Source organism: Azotobacter salinestris (genome assembly GCF_009363155.1).
Taxonomy (GTDB): Bacteria; Pseudomonadota; Gammaproteobacteria; order Pseudomonadales; family Pseudomonadaceae; genus Azotobacter; species Azotobacter salinestris.
This window is the reverse complement of record NZ_CP045302.1, coordinates 836860-856818: the sequence shown is the minus strand read 5'-3', so window position 1 is coordinate 856818 and position 19959 is coordinate 836860. Positions and strand designations below refer to the sequence as shown.

Sequence of the window (19959 nt, the reverse complement as noted above, 5' to 3'; positions counted from 1 at the left end):
TTCCCATGGCTGCGTCTGCATCAGCAGTTCGGCATCGAGCAGCAAAGCCACGCCATGGCACTGACATCGATGCTACCGGAGCGCTCGTCAGGATCGTCGAGACCGAGTGCAAGGCCGAGGATGCCATCGCCGACAGCGGCATCATCAGCGGCTGGCTGGCCATGTGCGGGCGCGGCTTCCGGAACGCCTTCGCCGACCACAAGTCCACCACCGACGCCTCGGATCGCTTTCTGAACGACCAGTTTCTGTGCAGCAATATGCGCCCGCGCGGGGTTGAATTCGGTCTTGTCGGCAAACTGCCGGTATTCGGTACCGGGCATCTGCGCCTGGAAGCGCCAACCGAGCTTCTGGCCGACGGCCAGGTCACCGAGACCGGCATCTCCAGGTTCTGCGAGATGCAGCTGGTGAAGAAGGTGGCGTGACGGGACAGGCCGGGGGTGGCCTTGAGGCGCGAGGAGCGGGACAGTACAGCAAACCGTCAAGACTACCCAAAAAGCCGAGGCCCTATAAGATAAGCCAAGGCCGATGTCGCTTCGGCTTTCTGCGTCGAATAGTGGGCTCTCCAACCGATAGTCGCCAAAGTGCGCGATTACCGTGCTTCAGGACCCTCACTTCCGTTATGGTTCGTGACGGAATTTTGAAGGGGTTCCGAGGAGGAGAGCGATGAACAAGCTGCACCTGCTGAGTGGGACGGACAACTATCAAGCAGCTGGGCTGTTCAGTGGAGGCATGATCGCAGACTACAGCGTCCGGGTCTGTGTCGAGGAAAATGTCGTCGTTTTCTGGCTGGGGCCGGTCGAGATCCGGCTGACTCCACAGCAGGCTGAAGAAGTCGGCCATCACTTGACGACCGCCGGACAGAAAGCCTGCCAGATTCAGGACGTGAGCCAGCCGCTTCTGGACGGAGGCTACCGACAAGCGACGCTTCGTGGCCTTTCAGGCGTGATCGGGGAAGGCAAGGGCAAGAGTAAATAGCAGGTACATCTCGCTGAGACTCTTTGCTCGGCAAGCAAGAGCGAGTCGATGCAGGGCTGGCTCGAAAGCCCGACTACCGAGCGGATGACGACATCCCGAACACTGGAGCCGCGCCTCACAGACTGTGTGAAAATCTGGCAGTCGGTGAGGCATTGTCATTTATGGCTTGCATCCGCGGTCATTCCTCCGGCCAAGGCAGTCTGTTCCCCATCAGCCTCGATGAGCTGCTTCCCGAAGATCACCTGGCGTGAGTCATCGCCGCCTAGTGGCGCGCCTGGACCGGCAGGCTCTGCCTAGGGCGCTGTCGGACGTGGCGCTCAGTGGGCTTCCCCGGCCTCGACAGGATTGCTGCCATACAGCGGCCGTACCAGTGGCTCGATGGTCAGCCCCTGCACCAGGATCGAGACCAGCACCACGATATAGGTGAGGGCCAGCAGCAGGTCGCGCTCCGGGCCTTGGGGCAGCGCCAGGGCCAGTGCCACCGAAACCCCGCCGCGCAGGTCGCCCCAGGACAGGATGCGGACGGTTCCGGGGGGCACCTGGAGCTGGGCGGATTTCGACTGGCGGATCAGGACGATACCGGGGCCGATGGTCAGCACCCGGGCTACCAGCACGGCTCCGCCGAGCAGGATCGCTGCAGCCACATGCAGCCAGGCGAGAGGCAGCGCCAGCAGCTCGAGGCCGATCAGGGCAAACAGCAGGGCGTTGAGAGTCTCGTCGATCAGGACCCAGAAGCCATCGACGTAACGGCGGGGTTCATCGGACATGGCATGGCGGCGGCCATGATTGCCGATGATCAGGCCGGCAACCGCCATCACGATCGGTGCCGAAACGTGCAGCTTCGCCGCCAGCGATGCCCCGCCGAAGACCAGTGCCAGGCGAGCAAGAAAGGCGGCTGATACTTCGCTCGTTGCGCCACCACGGGTCGGCAAAGGCCAGACACATTCGGGATAAGGCCAGCCCGAGCTGGCGTCCTATGACACTTGCACAGCGGCATTTTGGCTTGAGCCAACATTGATCAGTAACCGTCCGGCCAAGTCATCTGGCTTGAACCCGCCAGGCTAAGAGATGGTGTCCACCTATTTATCGTGGACACCATTTCAAGGCTTTCAAGCGGGGAATCATGCAGCGACGTTCTTATTCCAAGGCCTTCAAGGCGCAGGTCGTGCAGGAGTGCAGCCTGCCCGGCAACTCGGTTGCCAGCGTGGCCCTGAGCCACGGCATCAATACCAATGTGGTTCATCGCTGGAGAAGATTGGCCGCATGCTCCCCGTCGACCGGGACACTGCCCGCCTTTCTTCCGGTGACGCTGGAGCCGCTGGTTCAGTCGGCGACTTCCGACCAGGCGGAGATCCGCATCGAGATTCCCCATCGCCGTACAAGCTTGACCGTGCACTGGCCGGCGGGCGATGCCGAAGGCTGTGCCCGGTTCGTCCGCGAGCTCCTGCAATGATCCGCATCGATGCCATCTGGCTCGCCACCGCGCCGCTGGATATGCGGGCCGGAACGGAAACGTGGTGGCGGTCTTCGGTGCGGCGAAGCCGCACAACGCCTACCTGTTCGCCAACAAGCGGGCCAACCGCATGAAAGTGCTGGTTCACGATGGTTTCGGTGTCTGGCTGGCCTCGCGCCGGCTGAACCGGGGCCGCTTCGTCTGGCCGGGCAGCTGGCAGGGTGCCCAGTTTGAACTGAGCGCCGAGCAGCTTCAGGCCCTGGTGGTCGGGCTGCCCTGGCAGCGGGTCGGATCGGGGGCCGAAATCCGCCTTTTATAGTTGACCGTCAGGTGCCCCATGCCGCGCAATTGACCGAACGGCCTATCGCCGGGAGCGATCAAGGCAGGCACACTCGGCGCCATGACTTCTGCTTGCTTCGACCATCTGACTCCCGAGCAACTGCGCGAACTGGCGGCGCAGTTGACGCAGCAAGTCCATTACTACAAAACCCGCGGCGAGCAGCTGGCTCACGAAATTGCCGTCCTCAAGCGGCATCGGTTTGCCCGGCGCAGCGAGCAGCTCGGTGCTGCCCAGCTCAGCCTGCTGGACGATCTGCTCGATACCGATATCGCGGCCATCGAAGCCGAGCTCGAGGAACTGGCTCCAGCTCCCGCCGCTGCCGGGCCACGCCGGCAGCCCAGGCGCACGGCCTTGCCGCCGCAGTTCCCCCGCACGCTGATCCATCACGAGCCGGACAACACGCAGTGCTCCTGCGGCTGCCAGCTCAAGCGCATCGGCGAGGATGTCAGCGAAAAGCTCGACTACACCCCGGGCGTCTTCACGGTGGAGCGGCATATCCGCGGCAAGTGGGTCTGCGAGCGGTGCGAAACCCTGATCCAGGCGCCGGTTCCGGCCCAGGTGATCGACAAGGGCATCCCGACCGCCGGGCTGCTGGCCCAGGTCATGGTGGCCAAGTTTGCCGATCATCTGCCCCTGTACCGGCAGGAAAGGATCTTCGCCCGGGCCGGCCTGGCCATCCCGCGCTCGACCCTGGCGCAGTGGGTCGGCCGCTGCGGCGTACAGCTGCAACCGCTGGTCGATGCGCTGCGGGACACAGTCCTGGAGCAGAACGTCGTCCATGCCGACGAGACCCCGGTGCAGATGCTCGCGCCGGGCATGAAGAAGACCCAGCGCGCCTACGTCTGGGCCTACGTTCCCAGCCCGTTCGCCGAGCTGCGCGCAGCCGTCTACGACTTCAGCCCCAGCCGTGCCGGCGAGCATGTCCGCACCTTCCTGGGCGACTGGAAAGGCAAGCTGGTCTGCGACGACTTCGCCGGTTACAAGGCCTGCTTCGAGCAGGGCGTGACCGAGATCGGCTGCATGGCCCATGCCCGACGCAAGTTCTACGACCTGCATGTCGCGAACCAGAGCCAACTGGCTGAACAGGCCCTGCGCCACATCGGTCAGCTGTATGACGTCGAGCGCGAGGTACACGACTTGCTGCCCGATGAGCGACAGCGAATACGCCAGGAAAAAGCCAAGCCCATCGCCGATGCCCTGCACGGCTGGATGCTCGCCCAGCGCCGGTTGGTGCATGAAGGCACGGCCATCGCCAAGGCACTCGACTACAGCCTCAAGCGCTGGGCGGCCCTGGTGCGCTATCTCGATGACGGCATGCTCGCCATCGACAACAACGGGTGTGAAAACCAGATCCGCCCGTGGGCCATCGGCCGTGCGAACTGGCTGTTCGCCGGCTCGCTGCGCAGCGGCAAACGTGCGGCTGCGCTGATGACACTGATCCAGTCAGCGCGGTTGAACGGCCATGATCCGTATGCCTATCTGAAAGATGTGCTGACCCGGCTGCCAACGCAGAAGGCCAGTGGGCTCACCGAGCTGCTGCCGCACAACTGGATGCCTGCCAGCAAGGTGTAATCCCCAGCCGCTTACATTGATCAGTGTCAGCGAGGCAATGTGACCGAAGGCGATTGCGGGCAATGGCTCTGCGCGAGCGGCCGATCGATTGAGGAGGATGCGTGCGATGGCACACAGGTAATATCAATATGAAGGCAAAATAATGCCATCATGAACCTGTCGTGCTAGGAACCGTGAAGTGATTGATCTTTCGCACTGGAATCTCACCATTCCCGTTGGGGCCGCGATCATTCAGACCAGGCAGCTTCAGACCTATGAGTCGAAGTGGTTTGTCCGCAACACCGATGGCTCCATCACCTTCTATGCGCCTTCCTCCGGGGCAGGCATCCGAAGCACGCCGAACAGCGTTTACCCACGCTCCGAACTCCGGGAAACGCTGCCCAACGGCGCCGACAAGGAGGCCAACTGGCGCCTCGGCAGCGCCAGGGTCCACCGTTTGAGCGCAACGCTTACGGTCGACTCCCTGGCAGCCAGCCAAAAGGCGATCATCGGCCAGTTCCATGGCACGAGCACGAAACCGCCGTTCAAATTGCAGATCACCGGCAGCACCATCTACGTGCAATATCGCCCGCAGTACAACGGCGAGGAAAGGAAAGATCCCATCCTCAAGGGCTACAGGCTTGGCAACAGGCTGGCTTACTCGGCGGCAGTGACCAGCGATGGGGAACTGACCGTCACGGTCAACGGCGAAGTCAGGAGATACCGGTTCGACGTGGCCTCGTACCGGAGCGACAGGTGGTATGCCAAGGCCGGCATGTACAGCCAGCAGGAGATAGGCGGAACGGGGGCCGGGAGAGCCACCTTCTATTCGCTGAACATGACGCACAGCGACAGGACTGAGGCGTCCGAAGTCGCGCAGCAGGCGGAAAGTCAGGAACGCCACCGACAAAATCCGGGAGCATTGGTCCGTGTTCGAGGATCCGCCGGATGACCTTCCCGTGCGAAGGCAGGGAAAGTCACAAGCTCGGCCAACCGGTTCCACATCAGAGCTCCTGCGACTCTGGCAGGGGCTCTTTTTGTGCCTGCAATCCAGCAGCGGACGGCTGATCGCTGGAGGCGTGTGGTTACGCCCCAACCCTCGTGAGGAGCCAGGGGGATAGGGGGATCCGCTGTAAAGGCTCGGAGGGTGAGGGAGGGCAGGGGCTATTGCCCTGCTGCGTGCCGGGTGCGCACGCGGAGGGGATTTTCCGCACCTGCTCGTCTTGCGACGAGACGACCTGGAGGCTGTCCGAAACCTCTTCCAGATCGGGGTTGTCCTGGCTTTGCAGGAGATGGCATATCAGCTCTATGAGAAGATCCATCACCGCAGCGGCCAGGATCAGGTAGACCATGGCGGCAATCGTGAGTATCAAAACTCCATTCATCGGGTGTGCCTCCAGCCTGGCTTGATGGGATGGCATGGCGAGCAAGGGGGGGCGGCTAACACTTCGTTTCATTGCGCTACCACGGACCGGCAAAGGTCTGGACACATACAGGACGGCCGCCCAAGCCGGCACCCTAGGGCACCAAGGCAGCGGCATTCTTGACTTGAGCCAACATTGACCGCAGTGCGCGGTGCAATGCGACGGAAGGCACTGTGCTGGGAAAGCCATGTTGGGTAGAGGACGCTGCGCGACAGGCGAGGAGGAAGAGACATCCCTGGCAGTCTAGCAGCCTGGCTGCTGTCGGGCCGGCAAGTCCGACCAACGAGCCCCTGCCACACTGGCAGGGTTTTTTCGATTCTTCGCAGAGTCCTGGGGAAGCGAGGATCTACAGGTAGGGAAGCAGGTAAATTGGTAGTCGCCAAACACACCAGGCCCATGGCTCGGAGAAGACTCTTACCAAGGAGCAGGTTTCTCTGCGTCTTTCCCCGAGGCGATCGCCTGCTTCAAGGCTGGCGGCATCGGCTGGCAGACTCGCCTCGACCAGGGAGCGCGCGGCCACGGCTAGCGGCGACTTAAACGGAAAAGCCCGAATCCCTTGTATTTATTGGAGTTTCTGGCTTTTTTCAGTCTGAGCTTTTTATGCGGATTGACAGCAAGTAGGGTAGACAGCGCTTTGCCTGTCCAGCATTACTATGGCGTCGCTCCCCTCAAACAATACTTTCAAGGGCTGACCCTGTGTATTCCTCTCCCTCCAAACTCCTGTTCCTCCCCGGCGCCTCCGGCAGCACGCGATTCTGGCGGCCGGCTGCCGACCTGCTCGCTCACCCGGCACAGAAAGTCCATATCGGCTGGCCCGGCCTGGGTTCGACGCCGGCCGATCCGGGCGTGACCCGTTTTGCCGATCTGGTGGCACGCGTCGTAGCCGAGATCGACCAGCCGACGGCGTTGGTGGCGCAGTCGATGGGCGGGGTGATTGCCATGCTGGCAGCGCTTGAGCAGCCCGAGCTGGTCACCCACCTGGTACTGACCGCGACCTCGGGCGGGATGGATATGGAGAGCCTGGGCGCGCAGGACTGGCGCCCCTTGTTCGCGGAGGCAAACCTGGTCGTGCCGCAGTGGTTCATCGACTATCGCGAGGACCTGACGCCCCGGCTGGCGGAGCTGGAGATGCCGACGTTGCTGCTGTGGGGCGATGACGACCCGGTCAGTCCCGTCAGTGTCGGCCAGCGCCTCGCCACGCTGCTGCCCCGCGCCGAGCTGCACGTTCTCCCCGGCGGCGATCACCGCCTGGCCAAAATCCTCGCCGCCGAGGTGGCGCCGCTGATCGACAGGCATCTGGCCAAGAGCCGATGACCTGAATTACCTCTCCTGGCCGGCGGCGACCGCGAATCCACAGCCTCGCCGCCCAGGCTACCGACGCTGAACCTCTCGACCTCACAGGCAGATATCCGGCAAGACGCAAAGTAGGGGGCACTTCTCCCCGGGAGCTGATCGCTGGCGGTGTTGTTCATGGCCAGCGGGCGCCGGCATGCCTGCCGAACTCATCATCTCCGGCTCCCTCGGATAAGGGCGACGAACGAACTTCCTCCAGGCCTGAAGACCGGCTGCAACTCTCGCGCTGGTAATTTTTTCTTTAAAATCAGTCACTTGGCATTCGACGGTGGGAAAGTTCTGCCTGGCAGACTGCCAGGGACACCCCCTCCTTAAGCATGATGCGATGATTGTTTTATTGATCTATGTCAGCCAAATGGTTAGTTTCCTCACCAAGGAAAGCGAAACGGCGCAGACAGCGCCCCAGTAACAGGAATCACTGGCAACGACCACAGATATCGTCCTCGGGGGAACCGCCATGAAAAAGTTCGGCATTCTGGCTCTGACCATCGGCATGCTCGCCGTCAGCAACGTTTACGCCGCTGAAATCGTCAGCGAAGTGGGCGACGAGACCTCCGGGCAGGCTACGGGCGGCATGACGGGCATGATGGCCGGTTCCGTGGGCGGTCCGATCGGTGCGGTGATCGGTGCAGGCCTCGGCGCGGTGTTCGGCGGTTCCGGTCAGAAGGCTGTCGGCGGCAGCGACCGCGCCTACATCGTGCGCACCGACAGCGGCGAACTGAAGACGTACCGCTCGCCGAACTATGTCTTTGCCCCCGGCGACAAGGTCATGATCCACGGCAACCGCCCGCGCCCGCTTGGCTGGACGCCCGAAACCGCCAAGTCCTTTCCCTATAACGGCTAATGGCGTCAGCTGGCAGGTCAGGGTGGGCAACGCTTGGGTTGCCCACCGTCACCGATCCCGGCGACGGTCTGACATGTTCCGAGTCGCACATTTTTCCCCAGCGGCACCCGCGACCTGGCTGTGCCGCCACGCCTTATCCGCGATGCCATCCGCTTCGCTCCCAGCGGCCAGTCTCAGGAGGCGGGTAAGGGATGAGATGGGGCGGTTCTCGCAGCACCCTGTTGCACCAATGCCATCTCCTTGCGTCATAAAAATGATGGCAATGGGCATGTTGCGCGGATCGGACCGAATGTGGGGACAGATCGGCCTATCAGAAAAGCCGGATCTTGAATGGGAAGCAAGCGGTTTCGCCTGGGCCAGGCGACTGGCGAACACAGGTGGTGTTCATGTTCTCTGATCGGCGGGCCAAGGCTGGCCGCTTGCTGGCATGTTGCCCTGTTACGGTGCGCTTGCCACGCAACTTTAGTTGGGGCAGGATTTTTTGCGCTGTAAGTGCCTATCTGCCTGTTTCGACAGGCCAACATCACTATCACGGAGATAATATGAATAATAAGGGTGCCGATGTTGCTGTTTATGTGCAGAAATACAAGGGGTTCGATATGGCTGTCGAGCCATACCGCTCCGGGCTGGGACGGAAGTGGACCATCCGGGCCAGCGTACGTCGGGATAGGGAAATGTTCACCTCCCGGAAAACCGATGTCGATTGTTCCTGGGACGGCATCGAAGCGGCCCGCGAGGCCGGCTTCCGGCATTGCCGCGCGCTCATCGACAGGCTGGCCCGGCATTGACGGCTGGTATTTTCTCTCGTTACCTCCTTCAGCTGCGAGCATGATGCCCTGATGCGGGACATGCCTGCGTAGCGAATAGCCCTCAAGGGCGGGAGGGGGCTCTCCTGCTGTCCAGGGCCTGGCTCGGTAGTGCCGAAGCAATGAGGCCGGCGCTATTGCCGATGCCAGGCCCGCACCTTGAATGCACTGGCTGCCGAGGCTGGTCATTGCCGGTCTCCTGCTCCACAGGATTTTTCTATTCGTGTCCTGTCGCCTGTCAGGGCGCATTCCGTGATGCGAGTTCCTCACCTTTACTTGTCCTCATGTTCGACGATCATTGGCCGGAAAGAGAAAGGCCCCGGCCCAGCCTGCGGGATTTGCAGTTCTTGAGTACCGTCAGGAAAAGGGTGCGCAAGCAGTTTCCAAATACTCTCGCCAAGCCTGTGCAAAGTTCCCGTTTCGGCATTCGCCCGTATTCGGCTATTCCTTTTTGAAACAGCCATCGTTTTTCTCGAAGGAGCCCCTCAGAACTTCGGCGGGCGGTTGCTGCCGTGGCAAAGAGGGTGCGGGATTGATTGGCTTCAATGATGGAAAGAGGAGCAGGGCTACCCCGGAATCGCAGGTAAAGATTTACAAAATATTTACGGCCCACGTAATGATATCGATTTGATATTACTCGGATGAGGATGTACCGCAGTGTCTGCAACTTGCTGGACAGGCTGTGCATCATCTTTGCTGGATCTTGATTGACGTGTTGCAGAGGCGGCGTCTGTTTCCGATAGCAACATTGTTTCCTGCCTGTTTCGATGCCCCAGATGCGGACAGGTAGGTCGAAGGGAGGTTCGCTCAGGGGCTCGCAACCCTCTATTTCAAGGTTTTGGGCTTTCCAGCTCGATTCGTGGCGTGATCTGCGGGAAATGAGATTGTTTGCAGATGTTTCCGGCGGGTTCTGCATCGCCGGTTCTCTGGTCGTAGTTTTCGGCCGAACAATGTCACTGCAAGATTGCGATTGCAGTACTGGCGAAAGCCGGGACCGCCTTGTATCTGGCCGGCTGCAGGCGAGTTTCCAAAGTGCACTGCTTCGAAGTCGAACCGATTTGCAGGGCGTGCCCGCTTGCCATCGCCTGGATTGCCACGATATGAACTGACGCATGGGCGCGCACTTGGTGTCCTTGACGCGCGTCAATTCGTTAATCATTAATAGTTCCACCCATCGGATAACCCGAGAATCATGGGATTGCAGTGCGATCGAACTATTGTTCGGTGGTCGAATCCCCGTTACTCCCCTAGTCGAGATGCGCCTGTGTCGAACGCCTTTATCCGAAAAAGCCGATACCTGATCAAAACGCTTACCTATGTCGGCTGGTCGCTATTCTGGCTGTTGCTCTGGGATATCTTCATCACCGTGGATTACATGCTTCTGGTGAGTCCACGCTGGAATCTCCCTCCGATGCCCCTGACGCTGCTCGGTTCGGCGCTGGTGGTGCTGACCAGCTTCCGCAACTCCAGCGCCTACAATCGCTGGTGGGAAGCGCGCACCCTGTGGGGCACCATGACCAACAACTCGCGCAGCTTCGCGCGCCAGGTGCTCACCCTGATCGACGACGCCTACGGCATGAACCCGGTCAAGGCCGTGCTGCTGCGTCGCCACGTGGCCTACGTGAAGGCCCTGTCGGCGCACCTGAAGGGCGCTCCCTGTGGCGAGGAGGTCCAGGCGCTGATCCCGGCCGAGGAGTTCGACCGTCGCCACCACACCAACAACTTCCCCAACGACATCCTGAACGGCTCGGCGGCCCTGCTGGCCAAGGAATACAAGGCCGGACGGCTGGACAGCATGCGTCTGTCCCGCCTGGAGTCGACCATGGTGGTGCTTTCCGACTGCCAGGGCGGCATGGAGCGGATCGCCAACACGCCACTGCCGTATCCCTACGTGTACTTCCCGCGGCTGTTCATCACCCTGTTCTGTCTGATCATGCCGATCGGCCTGGTGGAAACCCTCGGTTGGTACACGCCGCTGGCTTCGACGGTGGCGGGCTTCATGCTGCTGGCCATCGAGCGGGTCGGCACCGACCTGCAGAGCCCCTTCCGCAACAGCGAGCACCGGATCCAGACCGAGGCCCTGTGCCAGAACATCGAGCGCAACCTGGAGTCGATGCTGCGCGACGCCACCGCGGAGCGCTCGCCCGAGCTGGTTCCGCTGGGCGGCGAGCTGAAGCGCCTCTGACGTCGTCCGCTTGCCGGACCGTGGAGGGCGATTCGCTGCGGCATGAAAGGAACGGGCGGGGTTTTACCCCGCCCGTCGTGTTTTCAGTTCGAAGAATGTTCCGCCCGGCCCGCATGATATCGGGCCGGGCGGGGCGTTTCAGGCGCTCGCCTTCGGCTTGATGAACAACCGCTCCCCGCGCGCCAGACCGACCAGGGTGTCGTGGTCCTTGACCACCTCCGCCTCGACCAGCTCGTTCTGGCCGTCGACCTTGAGGGTCACCCGGGTGATGGCGCCGAGCGGACGGATGTCGCGCACTTCGGCGCCGTGGTACTCGGCCACCGCCTCGCGGGACAGCAGAACCTCATGGGGGCGGAACAGGATGTGCCCGTCGTCCAGATGCAGGCGGTTGGAGTCGCCGAGGAAGTGGTAGACGAAGTCGCTGGCCGGCTGCTCGTAGACCTCGCCCGGCGCGCCGATCTGCTCGATCACCCCCTTGTTCATCACCACGATGCGGTCGGCCACCTCCATGGCTTCCTCCTGGTCGTGGGTGACGAACACCGAGGTCAGGTTGATCTCCTCGTGCAGGCGCGCCAGCCAGCGGCGCAGCTCCTTGCGCACCTTGGCATCCAGCGCCCCGAAGGGTTCGTCGAGCAGCAGGATCTTCGGCTCCACCGCCAGCGCGCGGGCCAGGGCGATGCGCTGGCGCTGGCCGCCGGACAACTGCTCCGGATAGCGGTCGGCCAGCCAGTCGAGTTGCACCATGCCCAGCAGTTCATGGACCTTCTGGGCGATGACCTGCTCGCTCGGCCGCTCGCGCCTGGGCTTCATGCGCAGGCCGAAGGCGACGTTGTCGAACACCGTCATGTGGCGGAACAGCGCGTAGTGCTGGAATACGAAGCCGACGTTGCGGTCGCGCACGTCGTGGCCGGAGACGTCCTCGCCGTGAAAAGAGATGCTGCCGGCATCCGGGGTCTCCAGGCCGGCGATGATCCGTAGCAGGGTGGTCTTGCCGCAGCCGGAGGGGCCGAGCAGGGCGACCAGCTCGCCGCTGTGGATGTCCAGATTGATGTCGTTGAGGGCCTGGAAGGCGCCGAAGCGCTTGCTGACGTTGCGGATTTCGATGGACATGGCTTACTCCTCGGCAGCATTGGACTTGAGGCGGGACAGACGGGCTTCGCTCCACTGCTTGAGCAGCAGGATGATCAGCGCCAGGACCAGCAGCAGGCTGGCGACGCTGAAGGCGGCGACGTGGTTGTACTCGTTGTAGAGAATCTCGACGTGCAGCGGCAGGGTGTTGGTGAAGCCGCGGATGTGTCCGGAGACCACCGACACCGCGCCGAACTCGCCCATGGCGCGGGCGGTGCAGAGCACCACGCCGTAGATCAGGCCCCACTTGATGTTGGGCAGGGTGACGTGCCAGAACATCTGCCAGCCGTTGGCGCCGAGCAGGCGCGCGGCTTCCTCTTCCTGGGTGCCCTGTTCCTGCATCAGCGGGATCAGCTCGCGTGCGACGAAGGGCAGGGTGACGAAGATGGTCGCCAGGACGATGCCGGGCAGGGCGAAGACGATCTGGATGTCGCGCTCGCTCAGCCACTCGCCGAACAGGCCCTGGGCGCCGAACAGCAGCATGTAGATCAGGCCGGCGATCACCGGCGAGACCGAGAACGGCAGGTCGATCAGGGTCACCAGCAGGCTCTTGCCGGGAAACTCGTACTTGCTCACGCACCAGGCGGCAGCCAGGCCGAACACCAGGTTGAGCGGCACCGAGATGCCCACGGCGAGCAGGGTCAGCTTGAGGGCGGAGATGGCGTCCGGCTCCAGCAGGGCCTCGAAGAAGGTCCCGAAGCCGAGCTTGAGCGCCTCGCTCAGCACCACGTAGAGCGGCAGCAGGAGGAATACGGCGAACGCCAGCCAGGCGGTGGCGATCAGCAGGCGGCGGCCGAGGGCGTTGCCGCGGCGGGCGGCATTGGCGGAGGCGGCCGCGCTCAGGGTTGTGGATGACATGGCGGCCTCCTTACGGCGTGGCGATGCGGCGCTGCAGCAGGTTGAGCGGCAGCAGCAGGGCGAAGGACACCACCAGCATCATCACGCCGATGCTGGTGGCGCCGGTATAGTCGTACTGGTCCAGCTTGACCATGATCAGCAGCGGCAGGATCTCGGTCTTGCCCGGCATGTTGCCGGCGATGAAGATCACCGAGCCGTACTCGCCGATGCCGCGGGCGAAGGCCAGGCCGAAGCCGGTCAGCCAGGCCGGCAGCAGCGCCGGCAGCAGCACGTGGCGGAAGGTCTGCCAGGGGCTGGCGCCGAGGCAGGCGGCCGCCTCCTCGACCTCGCGGGGAATGTCCGCCAGCACCGGCTGCAGGGTGCGCACCACGAAGGGCAGGGTGACGAAGGTCAGCGCCAGGGCGATGCCCAGCGGGGTGTAGGCGATCTTCAGGCCGAACTCGCCGGCGAGCTGGCCGACCGCTCCGGCCGGCGCGTAGAGCGCGGTCAGGGCGATGCCGGCCACCGCGGTGGGCAGGGCGAACGGCAGGTCGATCATGGCGTCGATGACCTTGCGGCCGGGGAAGGGGTAGCGCACCAGCACCCAGGCCAGCAGGGTACCGATCACGCCGTTGAGCAGTGCGGCGGCCAGCGCGGTGCCGAAGCTGAGCTTGAGTGCGGCCAGCACCCGCGGGGCGGAGACAACCTCCCAGAACTGCAACCAGGTGAGCTGGGAGGCGTGGACGAACATGGCACCCAGGGGAATCAACACCAACAGACTGAGATACACCAGGGTGTAGCCCAGCGTCAGCCCGAAGCCGGGTATGACGGGGGATATGCGGCGGGACATGGACATCTCTCGAATGACGGAAAGCAACAAGCCACAAGCGGAGTCCAGGACTTCCGGCTCGTGGCCTTGTCTGCGTGGTTATGGGTTCAGCGCACCTTGTAGATCTGGTCGAATACCCCGCCGTCCTTGAAGAGCTTCGGCTGGGCGGTTTTCCAGCCACCGAATTCCGTATCGATGGTCACGAGCTCGAGGCTGGGAAACTGCTTGGCGAACTCGGCGGCGACCTTCTCGTTGCGCGGCCGGTAGAAGTTCCTCGCGGCGATGCGCTGACCTTCCTCGCTGTACAGGTAGTTGAGATAGGCGGTGGCCACTTCGCGGCTACCCTTGCGGTCGACGTTCTTGTCCACTACCGCCACCGGCGGTTCGGCAAGGATCGACACCGAAGGCACGACGATCTCGAAGTTTTCTCCACCCTGTTCCTTCAGCGCCAGGAAGGCTTCGTTCTCCCAGGCCAGCAGAACGTCGCCAATGTTATTGTTGACGAAGGTGATGGTCGAGCCGCGCGCGCCGGTATCCAGCACCGGCACCTGCTTGTAGAGCTGCTCGACGTAGACGCGGGCCTTGTCCTCGCTGCCGTATTGCTTCTGCGCCCAGGCCCAGGCGGCGAGGAAGTTCCAGCGTGCGCCGCCGGAGGTCTTGGGGTTCGGGGTGATCACTTCCACGCCCGGCTTGACCAGATCGCCCCAGTCCTTGATGCCTTTCGGGTTGCCCTTGCGCACCAGGAAGACGATGGTCGAGGTGTAGGGCGTACTGGACTGCGGCAGGCGGCTCTGCCAGTCCTCGGGAATCAGCTTGCCGAGCTTGTACAGCTCGTCGATGTCGCCGGCCAGGGCCAGGGTCACCACGTCGGCCTTGAGCCCGTCGATCACCGCGCGCGCCTGCTTGCCCGAACCGCCGTGGGACTGCTGGATGGTCACCGGGTCATGGCCCTCGGCCTGCCAGTGCTTGTTGAAGGCGGCGTTGTACTCCCGGTACAGCTCGCGGGTCGGATCGTAGGACACGTTGAGCAGCAGGGTCTGTGCCTGGGCGGCGGCGCAGAGGCTCAGGCCGGCCAGGGCGGCGAGGGCGAAACGACGGATGGACATGGATACGACTCCTGAATGTATCGGCGATGCGTTCTGGTTGTGGGGTACGGTCGACGTTGGCATGTGCCGGTGCAGGTGGCTCGAGCCCTGTCTGCACCGAGGGGCTCGGTGCCCGGTGTGTTCTTCGTTCATGCGTACCCTCCGGTTGTCCAGTCGGGTCGTTCGCCCCGGGAAATCAGGGGGTCTTGCCGGTCTGCTGTGCCTGCAGGCGGAACTTCTCCTTGCGCTCGATCTGCACCACCTGGCCGTTGTGCACGGTGATCTCCACCGCGCCGAAACGCAGGTTCTTCAGGGCGCTGTGGATCTCGCGCAGGATGCTGGACTCGTCCTGGCCTTCGAGGCTTCTGAGGGGGGCGCTCATGGCTGTGCTCTCCTTGGATGAATATGCCGTCGGGTCGGTGGTTCGGCGGCGTGGAGCGGATAGTAGGGAAAAGCATTTATTCTTAAAAATACTGTTTTGTGATTTTTATATAATTAATTGCTATCAGATAACGGTCTGCAGCATAAGAAAATTTGAATAAATAAATAATTTTTTATTCTTTTTTAGAATTTAAAAGGTATGCCTAGACTGGTCTCCATTGCCACACGAGGAGGCCCGCAATGCCCAGCCAGACACTTCGCTACCTGATCCTGCCGGGCTGGCACGGCTCGCCCGACGAGCACTGGCAGAGCCACTGGCAGCGCACGCTGCCGAATGCGGTGCGGGTCGAGCAGGCCGATTGGGACAATCCCGACCCGTTCAGCTGGGTCGCCGCGCTGGAGCGTGCGGTCGCCGCCGAGCGCACGCCGGCGATCCTCATCGCCCACAGCCTCGGTTGCGTCACCGTGGCGCGCTGGGCCGCCCAGGCCCCGTCCGCCTCGCTGCGCCGGGTGCGCGGGGCGCTGCTGGTGGCGCCGGCGGATGTCGAGCGTCCCGGCTGTCACCAACCCCTGCGATGTTTCGCCCCCATCGTCCGCGAGCGCCTGCCGTTTCCCAGCCAACTGGTCGGCTCGGACAACGACCCGACCGCCACGGCGGTCCGCGCCCTGGAGCTGGCCCGCGACTGGGGCGCGCTGCCGACCATCCTGCCCGGCGCCGGCCATATCAATGTCGATTCCGGACACCGGCGCTGGGAGCAGGGTTTTGCCCACCTCTACCGCCTGCAGCAACAGATCGAACGACTGGAGCGGCGCTGCGTATGAGGCGCCCGGGCGCCCGCGAGAACCGGCAGATGCCGGGGTGCAGCCGTTTCCCACCCGACAATCGCCGATAGCCCCGGACCTGGCCGGCCCGGCGGCCCAGCCAGGAGAGTTCCCCATGAATCGCCATCTTCCGCCCGGTCAGCCGCTGCTGACTTTCCCCGATGCCGACAAGAGCCCGCTGAGCATCCGTGCCAAGGCGCTGGTGTTCGTCGATCCCCGTTCGCGCCGGCTGCGCGACGAGGTGGAGCGCCTCGCGCCGACCGGCCTGCCGGTGCTGATCCGCGGCGAGAGCGGGACCGGCAAGGAGCTGTTGGCCCGGCAGATCCACCGCGAAAGCGGACGCGGCGGCCTGTTCGTCGCGGTCAGCTGCGGGGCGCTCAGCCCGACCTGGGCCGAGGCCGAGCTGTTCGGCCACGCCGCCGGCGCCTATGCCGGTGCCGCCTGCAGCCGCGCCGGCTGGTTCGGCTCGGCCAACGGCGGCACCCTTTATCTGGACGAGATCGGCGATCTGCCGCTGGGCCTGCAGGGCAAGCTGCTCGCTGCCCTGGAAACCCGCGAGGTGCTGCGCGTCGGTGCGCAGCAGCCGGCGCCGGTGGATGTGCATCTGGTGGCGGCCAGCAGCGTCGACCTGGCCCAGGCGGTGGCTGCCGGCAAGTTCAGCGAGCGGCTGTACCGCTACCTTGACGAGGGCCGTCTGGAGCTACCGGCGCTGCGCGAGCGGCCCGGGGATATCCTGCCGCTCGCCGAGTACTTTCTCGGCGTCTACGCCCAGCGCCTGGGCCTGGCTCTCCCTCAGCTCGGCGCGCAGGCCCAGCTCGCCCTGGAGCGCCATCCCTGGCCGGGCAACACCCGCGAGCTGGAGAGCGTCATCCATTTCGCCCTGCTGGTCTGCAGCGGCGACGAGATCCTCCCGGCCCACCTCAATCTGCCGGGCACCCCAGCGCCGTCGCACACGCCGTTGACCATCATCGAGGAGCAACTGGCCCGGCTCGACGCCCGGGAGCGGGCGCACCTGCGCGCCTTGCTGGCCCAGCCGGGTATCTGAAGGCACAGACGAAAATCCCCGGCGAGTGGATGCGGCCGGGGAAGAGGGGTTCAGCGGGCGGCCGTCTGCGGCTGCCAGATCGACAGGTCGCGGGCATCGACGCGCCTGGGCAGCAGCCCTTCGGCGAAGAAGGCGTCGGCGATCTTCTGCTGCTCGGCCAGGCTCTCCACCTGCACCGGGCGCACCCGGTAGCTGCGCCGGGCGTTGGCCTGCTCGACAATTTCTGGCGCCAGGTTGCCCCACAGCGGCGCGAGAATCCGTGCCGCCTCCCGGGGATTGGCGCGCAGCCAGTCGCCGGCCTTGACCAGCTCGGCGAACACCACTTCCAGCACCTGCGGGTGTTCCCTGGCGAAGCGCTGGCTGGTCAGGTAATAGCGCTGATAGGCGGCCAGCTGCTCGCCGTCGGCCAGGGTGCGGGTCGACAGCTGGCGCTGGGCGCTGCTGAGGAAGGGTTCCCAGGTCACCCAGGCGTCCACCTTGCCGTTCTCGAAGGCGGCGCGGCCGTCGGCCGGGGTCAGGTAGGCCGGCTGGATGTCGGAGAACTTCAGACCGGCCCTGGCCAGCGCGGCGAGCAGCAGGTAGTGGCTGCCGGCGGCCTTGGTCACCGCCACCTTTTTGCCCTTGAGATCGGCCAGGCCGCGCAGCGGCGAGTCGGCGCGCACCAGGATCGCCTGGGCGGCCGGCGACGGCGCCTCCTGGGCGAAATAGGCGAGCTGGGCGCCGGCGGCCTGGGCGAACACCGGCACGGTGTCGGCGACGTCGGCGGACAGGTCGAGATTGCCGACGTTGAGCGCCTCCAGCAGCGGCTGGCCGCTGGCGAACTCGTGCCAGCTGAGGCGGATGTCCTGGGCGGCCAGGGCCTTCTCCAGGGTGCCGCGGGCCTTCAGCAGGGCGATCAGGGTGGAGGACTTCTGGTAGCCGATGCGCAGCTCGGTTTCCGCCTGGACGGGCAGGGCGGCGCACAGCCCCAGGGCGAGGCCGAGACCGAGCAGGGCGCGGCGGCTGAGGGAAATGAACGGGGGCATGAAAGACCTCGTGGATGCGGTCCCGGCCACTACGAGGGACCGGAACGACGGAACTTCGAAAGAAAATGCGGGAAGTCCGGTGGTCCGGTCGTTGCAAACTAGATTATCTAAAAACTGGCAAGCCAATAATTTAAGGCGATAAGGATATGCCCGGCCACCCGTTCGAGAGGGAACAAGGCTGCGCGGCAACCTTTGATATTTTAGTTATATTAAAGTAAAAAATAATTCTTTTTAGGGATAAAGGATTTCCCTTAGATTGCACCCCCAGCCGACAGCGGATCACCGCACCGAGCCCGATCATGGGGCTCCCCCTCCCACCAGCAACCTCCTCGCAGCGTTCGCCGGCCCGAGCCCCAGCCATGCATTCCAAGAATTTCGAACAGGCATCTGGAGCATCGAGCATGAACAAGTCTTACCTGGCCCTGGCGGTCGTCCTCGGCGGGGCCGCGCAGCACGCGGGCGCTGCCGGGTTCTTCGAGGACAGCAAGGCCACCCTGGGGCTGCGCAATTTCTACTTCAACCAGGACAACCGCGACGGCGCCGCCGCCCCGTCCAAGCAGGAGGAATGGGGCCAGGGCTTCATCCTCGACTACAAGTCCGGCTACACCCAGGGCCCGGTCGGCTTCGGCGTCGATGCCCTCGGCCTAGTCGGCGTCCGCCTCGACTCCGGCAAGGGCACCCACTACAACCCGACCAGCGCCAACAACAGCGGCCAGCTGTTCCCCACCGAAAGCGACGGCCGCGCCGTGCACGAATACGGCAGCCTGGGGCTGACCGCCAAGGTGCGCTTCTCCAAAACCGAGGCGCGTCTGGGCACCTTCCTGCCCAAGCTGCCGGTGGTGACCCACAACGACGGCCGCCTGCTGCCGCAGACCTTCGAGGGCGCGCAGCTGACCAGCAACGAGATTTCCAACCTGACCCTGACCGGCGGCAAGTTCGAGCGTGCCAAGGGCCGCAGCTCGACCAACAGCGACAGCCTGTCCATCGCCGGCGCCAACAATGCCAAGACCGGCCAGTTCAGCAACCAGTTCTACTTCGCCGGCGCCGACTACAAGCTCGGCAAGAACCTCCTGCTGCAGTACTACTACGGCAACCTGGAAGACTTCTACGTGCAGCACTTCGTCGGCCTGCAGCACGACTGGAAGCTGCCGGTGGGCCTTTTGAAGACCGACCTGCGCTATTTCAACAGCGACTCCGACGGCAAGAACGCCAGCGCCTCCGGACGCGCCGAAGGCTATCGCAGCAGCGGCTACTGGTCGGCCGGCGACCGCGACCGCGGCGAGGTCGACAACCGCACCTGGAGCGCCAAGTTCACCTACCTGCTGGACGCCCACGAGCTGAGCTTTGGCGTGCAGCGGCTGTCCGGCAACAGCGACTTCCCGGTGCTCAACCAGGGCGACGGCTACACCGCCTACCTGATCACCGACAGCCAGATCAACAAGTTCCTGCGCGCCGGCGAGCGCACCTGGCGGGCCAGCTACGCCTACGACTTCGCCAAGCTCGGCGTGCCGGGCCTGAAGGCCTCGGCGGTCTACCTGCACGGCGACAACATCGACACCAACGGCAGCGACGCCAGCGAGTGGGAGCGCGACCTGCGCCTGGACTACGTCGTGCAGGGCGGCCTGTTCAAGGGCGTCGGCCTCTCCTACCGGCATGCCTCGCTGCGCAGCGACGTGGCCTCGCAGCGCAGCATCGACGAGAACCGCCTGTACGTCACCTACAGCCTGCCGCTGCTCTAAGCGGGCCTGGGTCCGTCGCAGGCGCAACCCGAATACCAAAAGGCTGGGTCATCTCGACCTCTTGGCCGGTCCCGCAAGGGCCGGCCTTTTTTGGTTCCTGGCGCGATCCCGGGAAAGAGGATTGACAGGCAGGCAAA

Annotated in this window: 21 protein-coding genes and 1 pseudogene; 13 read left to right on the top strand and 9 right to left on the bottom strand. The window is 63.9% G+C overall.

The genetic code is table 11. The annotated features are described in order from the left end of the window. Positions 1-5: 5 nt before the first annotated feature. Complete coding sequence (locus GCU53_RS03990; protein ID WP_152386472.1) at positions 6-422, top strand: hypothetical protein; 417 nt, start codon at positions 6-8, stop codon at positions 420-422. Positions 423-663: 241 nt separating this feature from the next. Further along, positions 664-975, top strand: coding sequence for a hypothetical protein (locus tag GCU53_RS03985; protein ID WP_152386471.1), 312 nt, complete (start codon positions 664-666; stop codon positions 973-975). Positions 976-1292: 317 nt separating this feature from the next. Here GCU53_RS03985 and GCU53_RS03980 read toward each other — a convergent pair. Beyond that, a pseudogene (locus tag GCU53_RS03980) lies at positions 1293-1856 on the bottom strand (cation:proton antiporter domain-containing protein); the annotation flags it as partial. Positions 1857-2098: 242 nt separating this feature from the next. Here GCU53_RS03980 and tnpA point away from each other — a divergent pair. The 4 genes from tnpA to GCU53_RS03960 all read left to right on the top strand — a co-directional run bounded on the left by tnpA (position 2099) and on the right by GCU53_RS03960 (position 5271). Next, positions 2099-2428 (top strand): IS66-like element accessory protein TnpA, encoded by a 330-nt coding sequence (tnpA, locus tag GCU53_RS03975; RefSeq protein WP_152386470.1) that lies wholly within the window; start codon positions 2099-2101, stop codon positions 2426-2428. A 61-nt stretch (positions 2429-2489) separates the two neighbouring features. Then, positions 2490-2747 (top strand): IS66 family insertion sequence element accessory protein TnpB, encoded by a 258-nt coding sequence (gene tnpB, locus GCU53_RS03970; protein WP_167520026.1) that lies wholly within the window; start codon positions 2490-2492, stop codon positions 2745-2747. Between the two features lie 81 nt (positions 2748-2828). Continuing rightward, the gene (gene tnpC / locus GCU53_RS03965; protein WP_152386468.1) at positions 2829-4340 is read left to right on the top strand and encodes an IS66 family transposase; all 1512 of its coding nucleotides are present in this window, start codon (positions 2829-2831) and stop codon (positions 4338-4340) included. A gap of 178 nt (positions 4341-4518) precedes the next feature. After that, entirely contained in the window at positions 4519-5271 is a 753-nt protein-coding gene (locus GCU53_RS03960) for a polysaccharide lyase family 7 protein (RefSeq protein WP_152386467.1), read from the top strand. Between the two features lie 133 nt (positions 5272-5404). On the opposite strand, the gene GCU53_RS03955 is transcribed toward GCU53_RS03960, so the two are convergent. Beyond that, complete coding sequence (locus tag GCU53_RS03955) at positions 5405-5671, bottom strand: hypothetical protein (protein ID WP_152386466.1); 267 nt, start codon at positions 5669-5671, stop codon at positions 5405-5407. Positions 5672-6439: 768 nt separating this feature from the next. Between GCU53_RS03955 and GCU53_RS03950 the strand changes: the two genes are divergently transcribed. From GCU53_RS03950 to GCU53_RS03940, 3 genes are all read left to right on the top strand, one after another. Further along, the gene (locus GCU53_RS03950) at positions 6440-7057 is read left to right on the top strand and encodes an alpha/beta fold hydrolase (RefSeq protein ID WP_152386465.1); all 618 of its coding nucleotides are present in this window, start codon (positions 6440-6442) and stop codon (positions 7055-7057) included. A 496-nt stretch (positions 7058-7553) separates the two neighbouring features. Continuing rightward, complete coding sequence (locus GCU53_RS03945; RefSeq protein WP_152386464.1) at positions 7554-7940, top strand: hypothetical protein; 387 nt, start codon at positions 7554-7556, stop codon at positions 7938-7940. 542 nt (positions 7941-8482) lie between these two features. Beyond that, a complete protein-coding gene (locus tag GCU53_RS03940) occupies positions 8483-8728 on the top strand; it encodes a DUF6566 family protein (RefSeq protein ID WP_152386463.1) in 246 nt (81 codons plus the stop codon). A gap of 313 nt (positions 8729-9041) precedes the next feature. Here the strand turns inward: GCU53_RS03940 and GCU53_RS03935 are convergent, their stop codons facing one another. After that, complete coding sequence (locus GCU53_RS03935) at positions 9042-9662, bottom strand: hypothetical protein (protein WP_152386462.1); 621 nt, start codon at positions 9660-9662, stop codon at positions 9042-9044. A 363-nt stretch (positions 9663-10025) separates the two neighbouring features. On the opposite strand from GCU53_RS03935, the gene GCU53_RS03930 reads away from it, so the two are divergent. Next, positions 10026-10931, top strand: coding sequence for a bestrophin family protein (locus tag GCU53_RS03930; protein WP_208845490.1), 906 nt, complete (start codon positions 10026-10028; stop codon positions 10929-10931). Positions 10932-11069: 138 nt separating this feature from the next. On the opposite strand, the gene GCU53_RS03925 is transcribed toward GCU53_RS03930, so the two are convergent. The 5 genes from GCU53_RS03925 to oscA form a co-directional block, all read right to left on the bottom strand. Beyond that, on the bottom strand, positions 11070-12041 hold the full coding sequence (locus GCU53_RS03925) for a sulfate/molybdate ABC transporter ATP-binding protein (protein WP_152386460.1): 972 nt from the start codon (positions 12039-12041) through the stop codon (positions 11070-11072). 3 nt (positions 12042-12044) lie between these two features. After that, complete coding sequence (gene cysW, locus GCU53_RS03920; protein ID WP_152386459.1) at positions 12045-12917, bottom strand: sulfate ABC transporter permease subunit CysW; 873 nt, start codon at positions 12915-12917, stop codon at positions 12045-12047. 10 nt (positions 12918-12927) lie between these two features. Next, a complete protein-coding gene (cysT, locus tag GCU53_RS03915; protein ID WP_152386458.1) occupies positions 12928-13746 on the bottom strand; it encodes a sulfate ABC transporter permease subunit CysT in 819 nt (272 codons plus the stop codon). A gap of 86 nt (positions 13747-13832) precedes the next feature. Further along, complete coding sequence (locus GCU53_RS03910) at positions 13833-14831, bottom strand: sulfate ABC transporter substrate-binding protein (protein ID WP_152386457.1); 999 nt, start codon at positions 14829-14831, stop codon at positions 13833-13835. Between the two features lie 175 nt (positions 14832-15006). Next, entirely contained in the window at positions 15007-15192 is a 186-nt protein-coding gene (gene oscA, locus GCU53_RS03905; RefSeq protein ID WP_152386456.1) for a sulfur starvation response protein OscA, read from the bottom strand. Positions 15193-15431: 239 nt separating this feature from the next. On the opposite strand from oscA, the gene GCU53_RS03900 reads away from it, so the two are divergent. Further along, positions 15432-16013 (top strand): RBBP9/YdeN family alpha/beta hydrolase, encoded by a 582-nt coding sequence (locus GCU53_RS03900; RefSeq protein WP_152386455.1) that lies wholly within the window; start codon positions 15432-15434, stop codon positions 16011-16013. A 115-nt stretch (positions 16014-16128) separates the two neighbouring features. Further along, positions 16129-17058 carry a sigma 54-interacting transcriptional regulator gene (locus GCU53_RS03895; protein WP_152386454.1) on the top strand — a complete coding sequence of 310 codons (930 nt, stop codon included), beginning with the start codon at positions 16129-16131 and terminating at the stop codon, positions 17056-17058. 50 nt (positions 17059-17108) lie between these two features. On the opposite strand, the gene GCU53_RS03890 is transcribed toward GCU53_RS03895, so the two are convergent. Beyond that, a complete protein-coding gene (locus GCU53_RS03890) occupies positions 17109-18083 on the bottom strand; it encodes an aliphatic sulfonate ABC transporter substrate-binding protein (protein ID WP_152386453.1) in 975 nt (324 codons plus the stop codon). Between the two features lie 401 nt (positions 18084-18484). Here GCU53_RS03890 and GCU53_RS03885 point away from each other — a divergent pair, with 401 nt between their 5' ends. Next, complete coding sequence (locus tag GCU53_RS03885; RefSeq protein ID WP_152386452.1) at positions 18485-19822, top strand: OprD family porin; 1338 nt, start codon at positions 18485-18487, stop codon at positions 19820-19822. Positions 19823-19959: the final 137 nt, after the last annotated feature.

Bases quoted from the DNA above. Each gene is read 5' to 3' on its own strand.
- GCU53_RS03990 (WP_152386472.1), top strand. From the start codon at position 6: ATGGCTGCGTCTGCATCAGCAGTTCGGCATCGAGCAGCAAAGCCACGC.
- GCU53_RS03985 (WP_152386471.1), top strand. From the start codon at position 664: ATGAACAAGCTGCACCTGCTGAGTGGGACGGACAACTATCAAGCAGCT.
- tnpA (WP_152386470.1), top strand. From the start codon at position 2,099: ATGCAGCGACGTTCTTATTCCAAGGCCTTCAAGGCGCAGGTCGTGCAG.
- tnpC (WP_152386468.1), top strand. From the start codon at position 2,829: ATGACTTCTGCTTGCTTCGACCATCTGACTCCCGAGCAACTGCGCGAA.
- GCU53_RS03955 (WP_152386466.1), bottom strand. From the start codon at position 5,671: ATGGTCTACCTGATCCTGGCCGCTGCGGTGATGGATCTTCTCATAGAG.
- GCU53_RS03945 (WP_152386464.1), top strand. From the start codon at position 7,554: ATGAAAAAGTTCGGCATTCTGGCTCTGACCATCGGCATGCTCGCCGTC.
- GCU53_RS03940 (WP_152386463.1), top strand. From the start codon at position 8,483: ATGAATAATAAGGGTGCCGATGTTGCTGTTTATGTGCAGAAATACAAG.
- GCU53_RS03935 (WP_152386462.1), bottom strand. From the start codon at position 9,662: ATGCAGAACCCGCCGGAAACATCTGCAAACAATCTCATTTCCCGCAGA.
- GCU53_RS03925 (WP_152386460.1), bottom strand. From the start codon at position 12,041: ATGTCCATCGAAATCCGCAACGTCAGCAAGCGCTTCGGCGCCTTCCAG.
- cysW (WP_152386459.1), bottom strand. From the start codon at position 12,917: ATGTCATCCACAACCCTGAGCGCGGCCGCCTCCGCCAATGCCGCCCGC.
- cysT (WP_152386458.1), bottom strand. From the start codon at position 13,746: ATGTCCCGCCGCATATCCCCCGTCATACCCGGCTTCGGGCTGACGCTG.
- GCU53_RS03910 (WP_152386457.1), bottom strand. From the start codon at position 14,831: ATGTCCATCCGTCGTTTCGCCCTCGCCGCCCTGGCCGGCCTGAGCCTC.
- oscA (WP_152386456.1), bottom strand. From the start codon at position 15,192: ATGAGCGCCCCCCTCAGAAGCCTCGAAGGCCAGGACGAGTCCAGCATC.
- GCU53_RS03900 (WP_152386455.1), top strand. From the start codon at position 15,432: ATGCCCAGCCAGACACTTCGCTACCTGATCCTGCCGGGCTGGCACGGC.
- GCU53_RS03895 (WP_152386454.1), top strand. From the start codon at position 16,129: ATGAATCGCCATCTTCCGCCCGGTCAGCCGCTGCTGACTTTCCCCGAT.
- GCU53_RS03890 (WP_152386453.1), bottom strand. From the start codon at position 18,083: ATGCCCCCGTTCATTTCCCTCAGCCGCCGCGCCCTGCTCGGTCTCGGC.
- GCU53_RS03885 (WP_152386452.1), top strand. From the start codon at position 18,485: ATGAACAAGTCTTACCTGGCCCTGGCGGTCGTCCTCGGCGGGGCCGCG.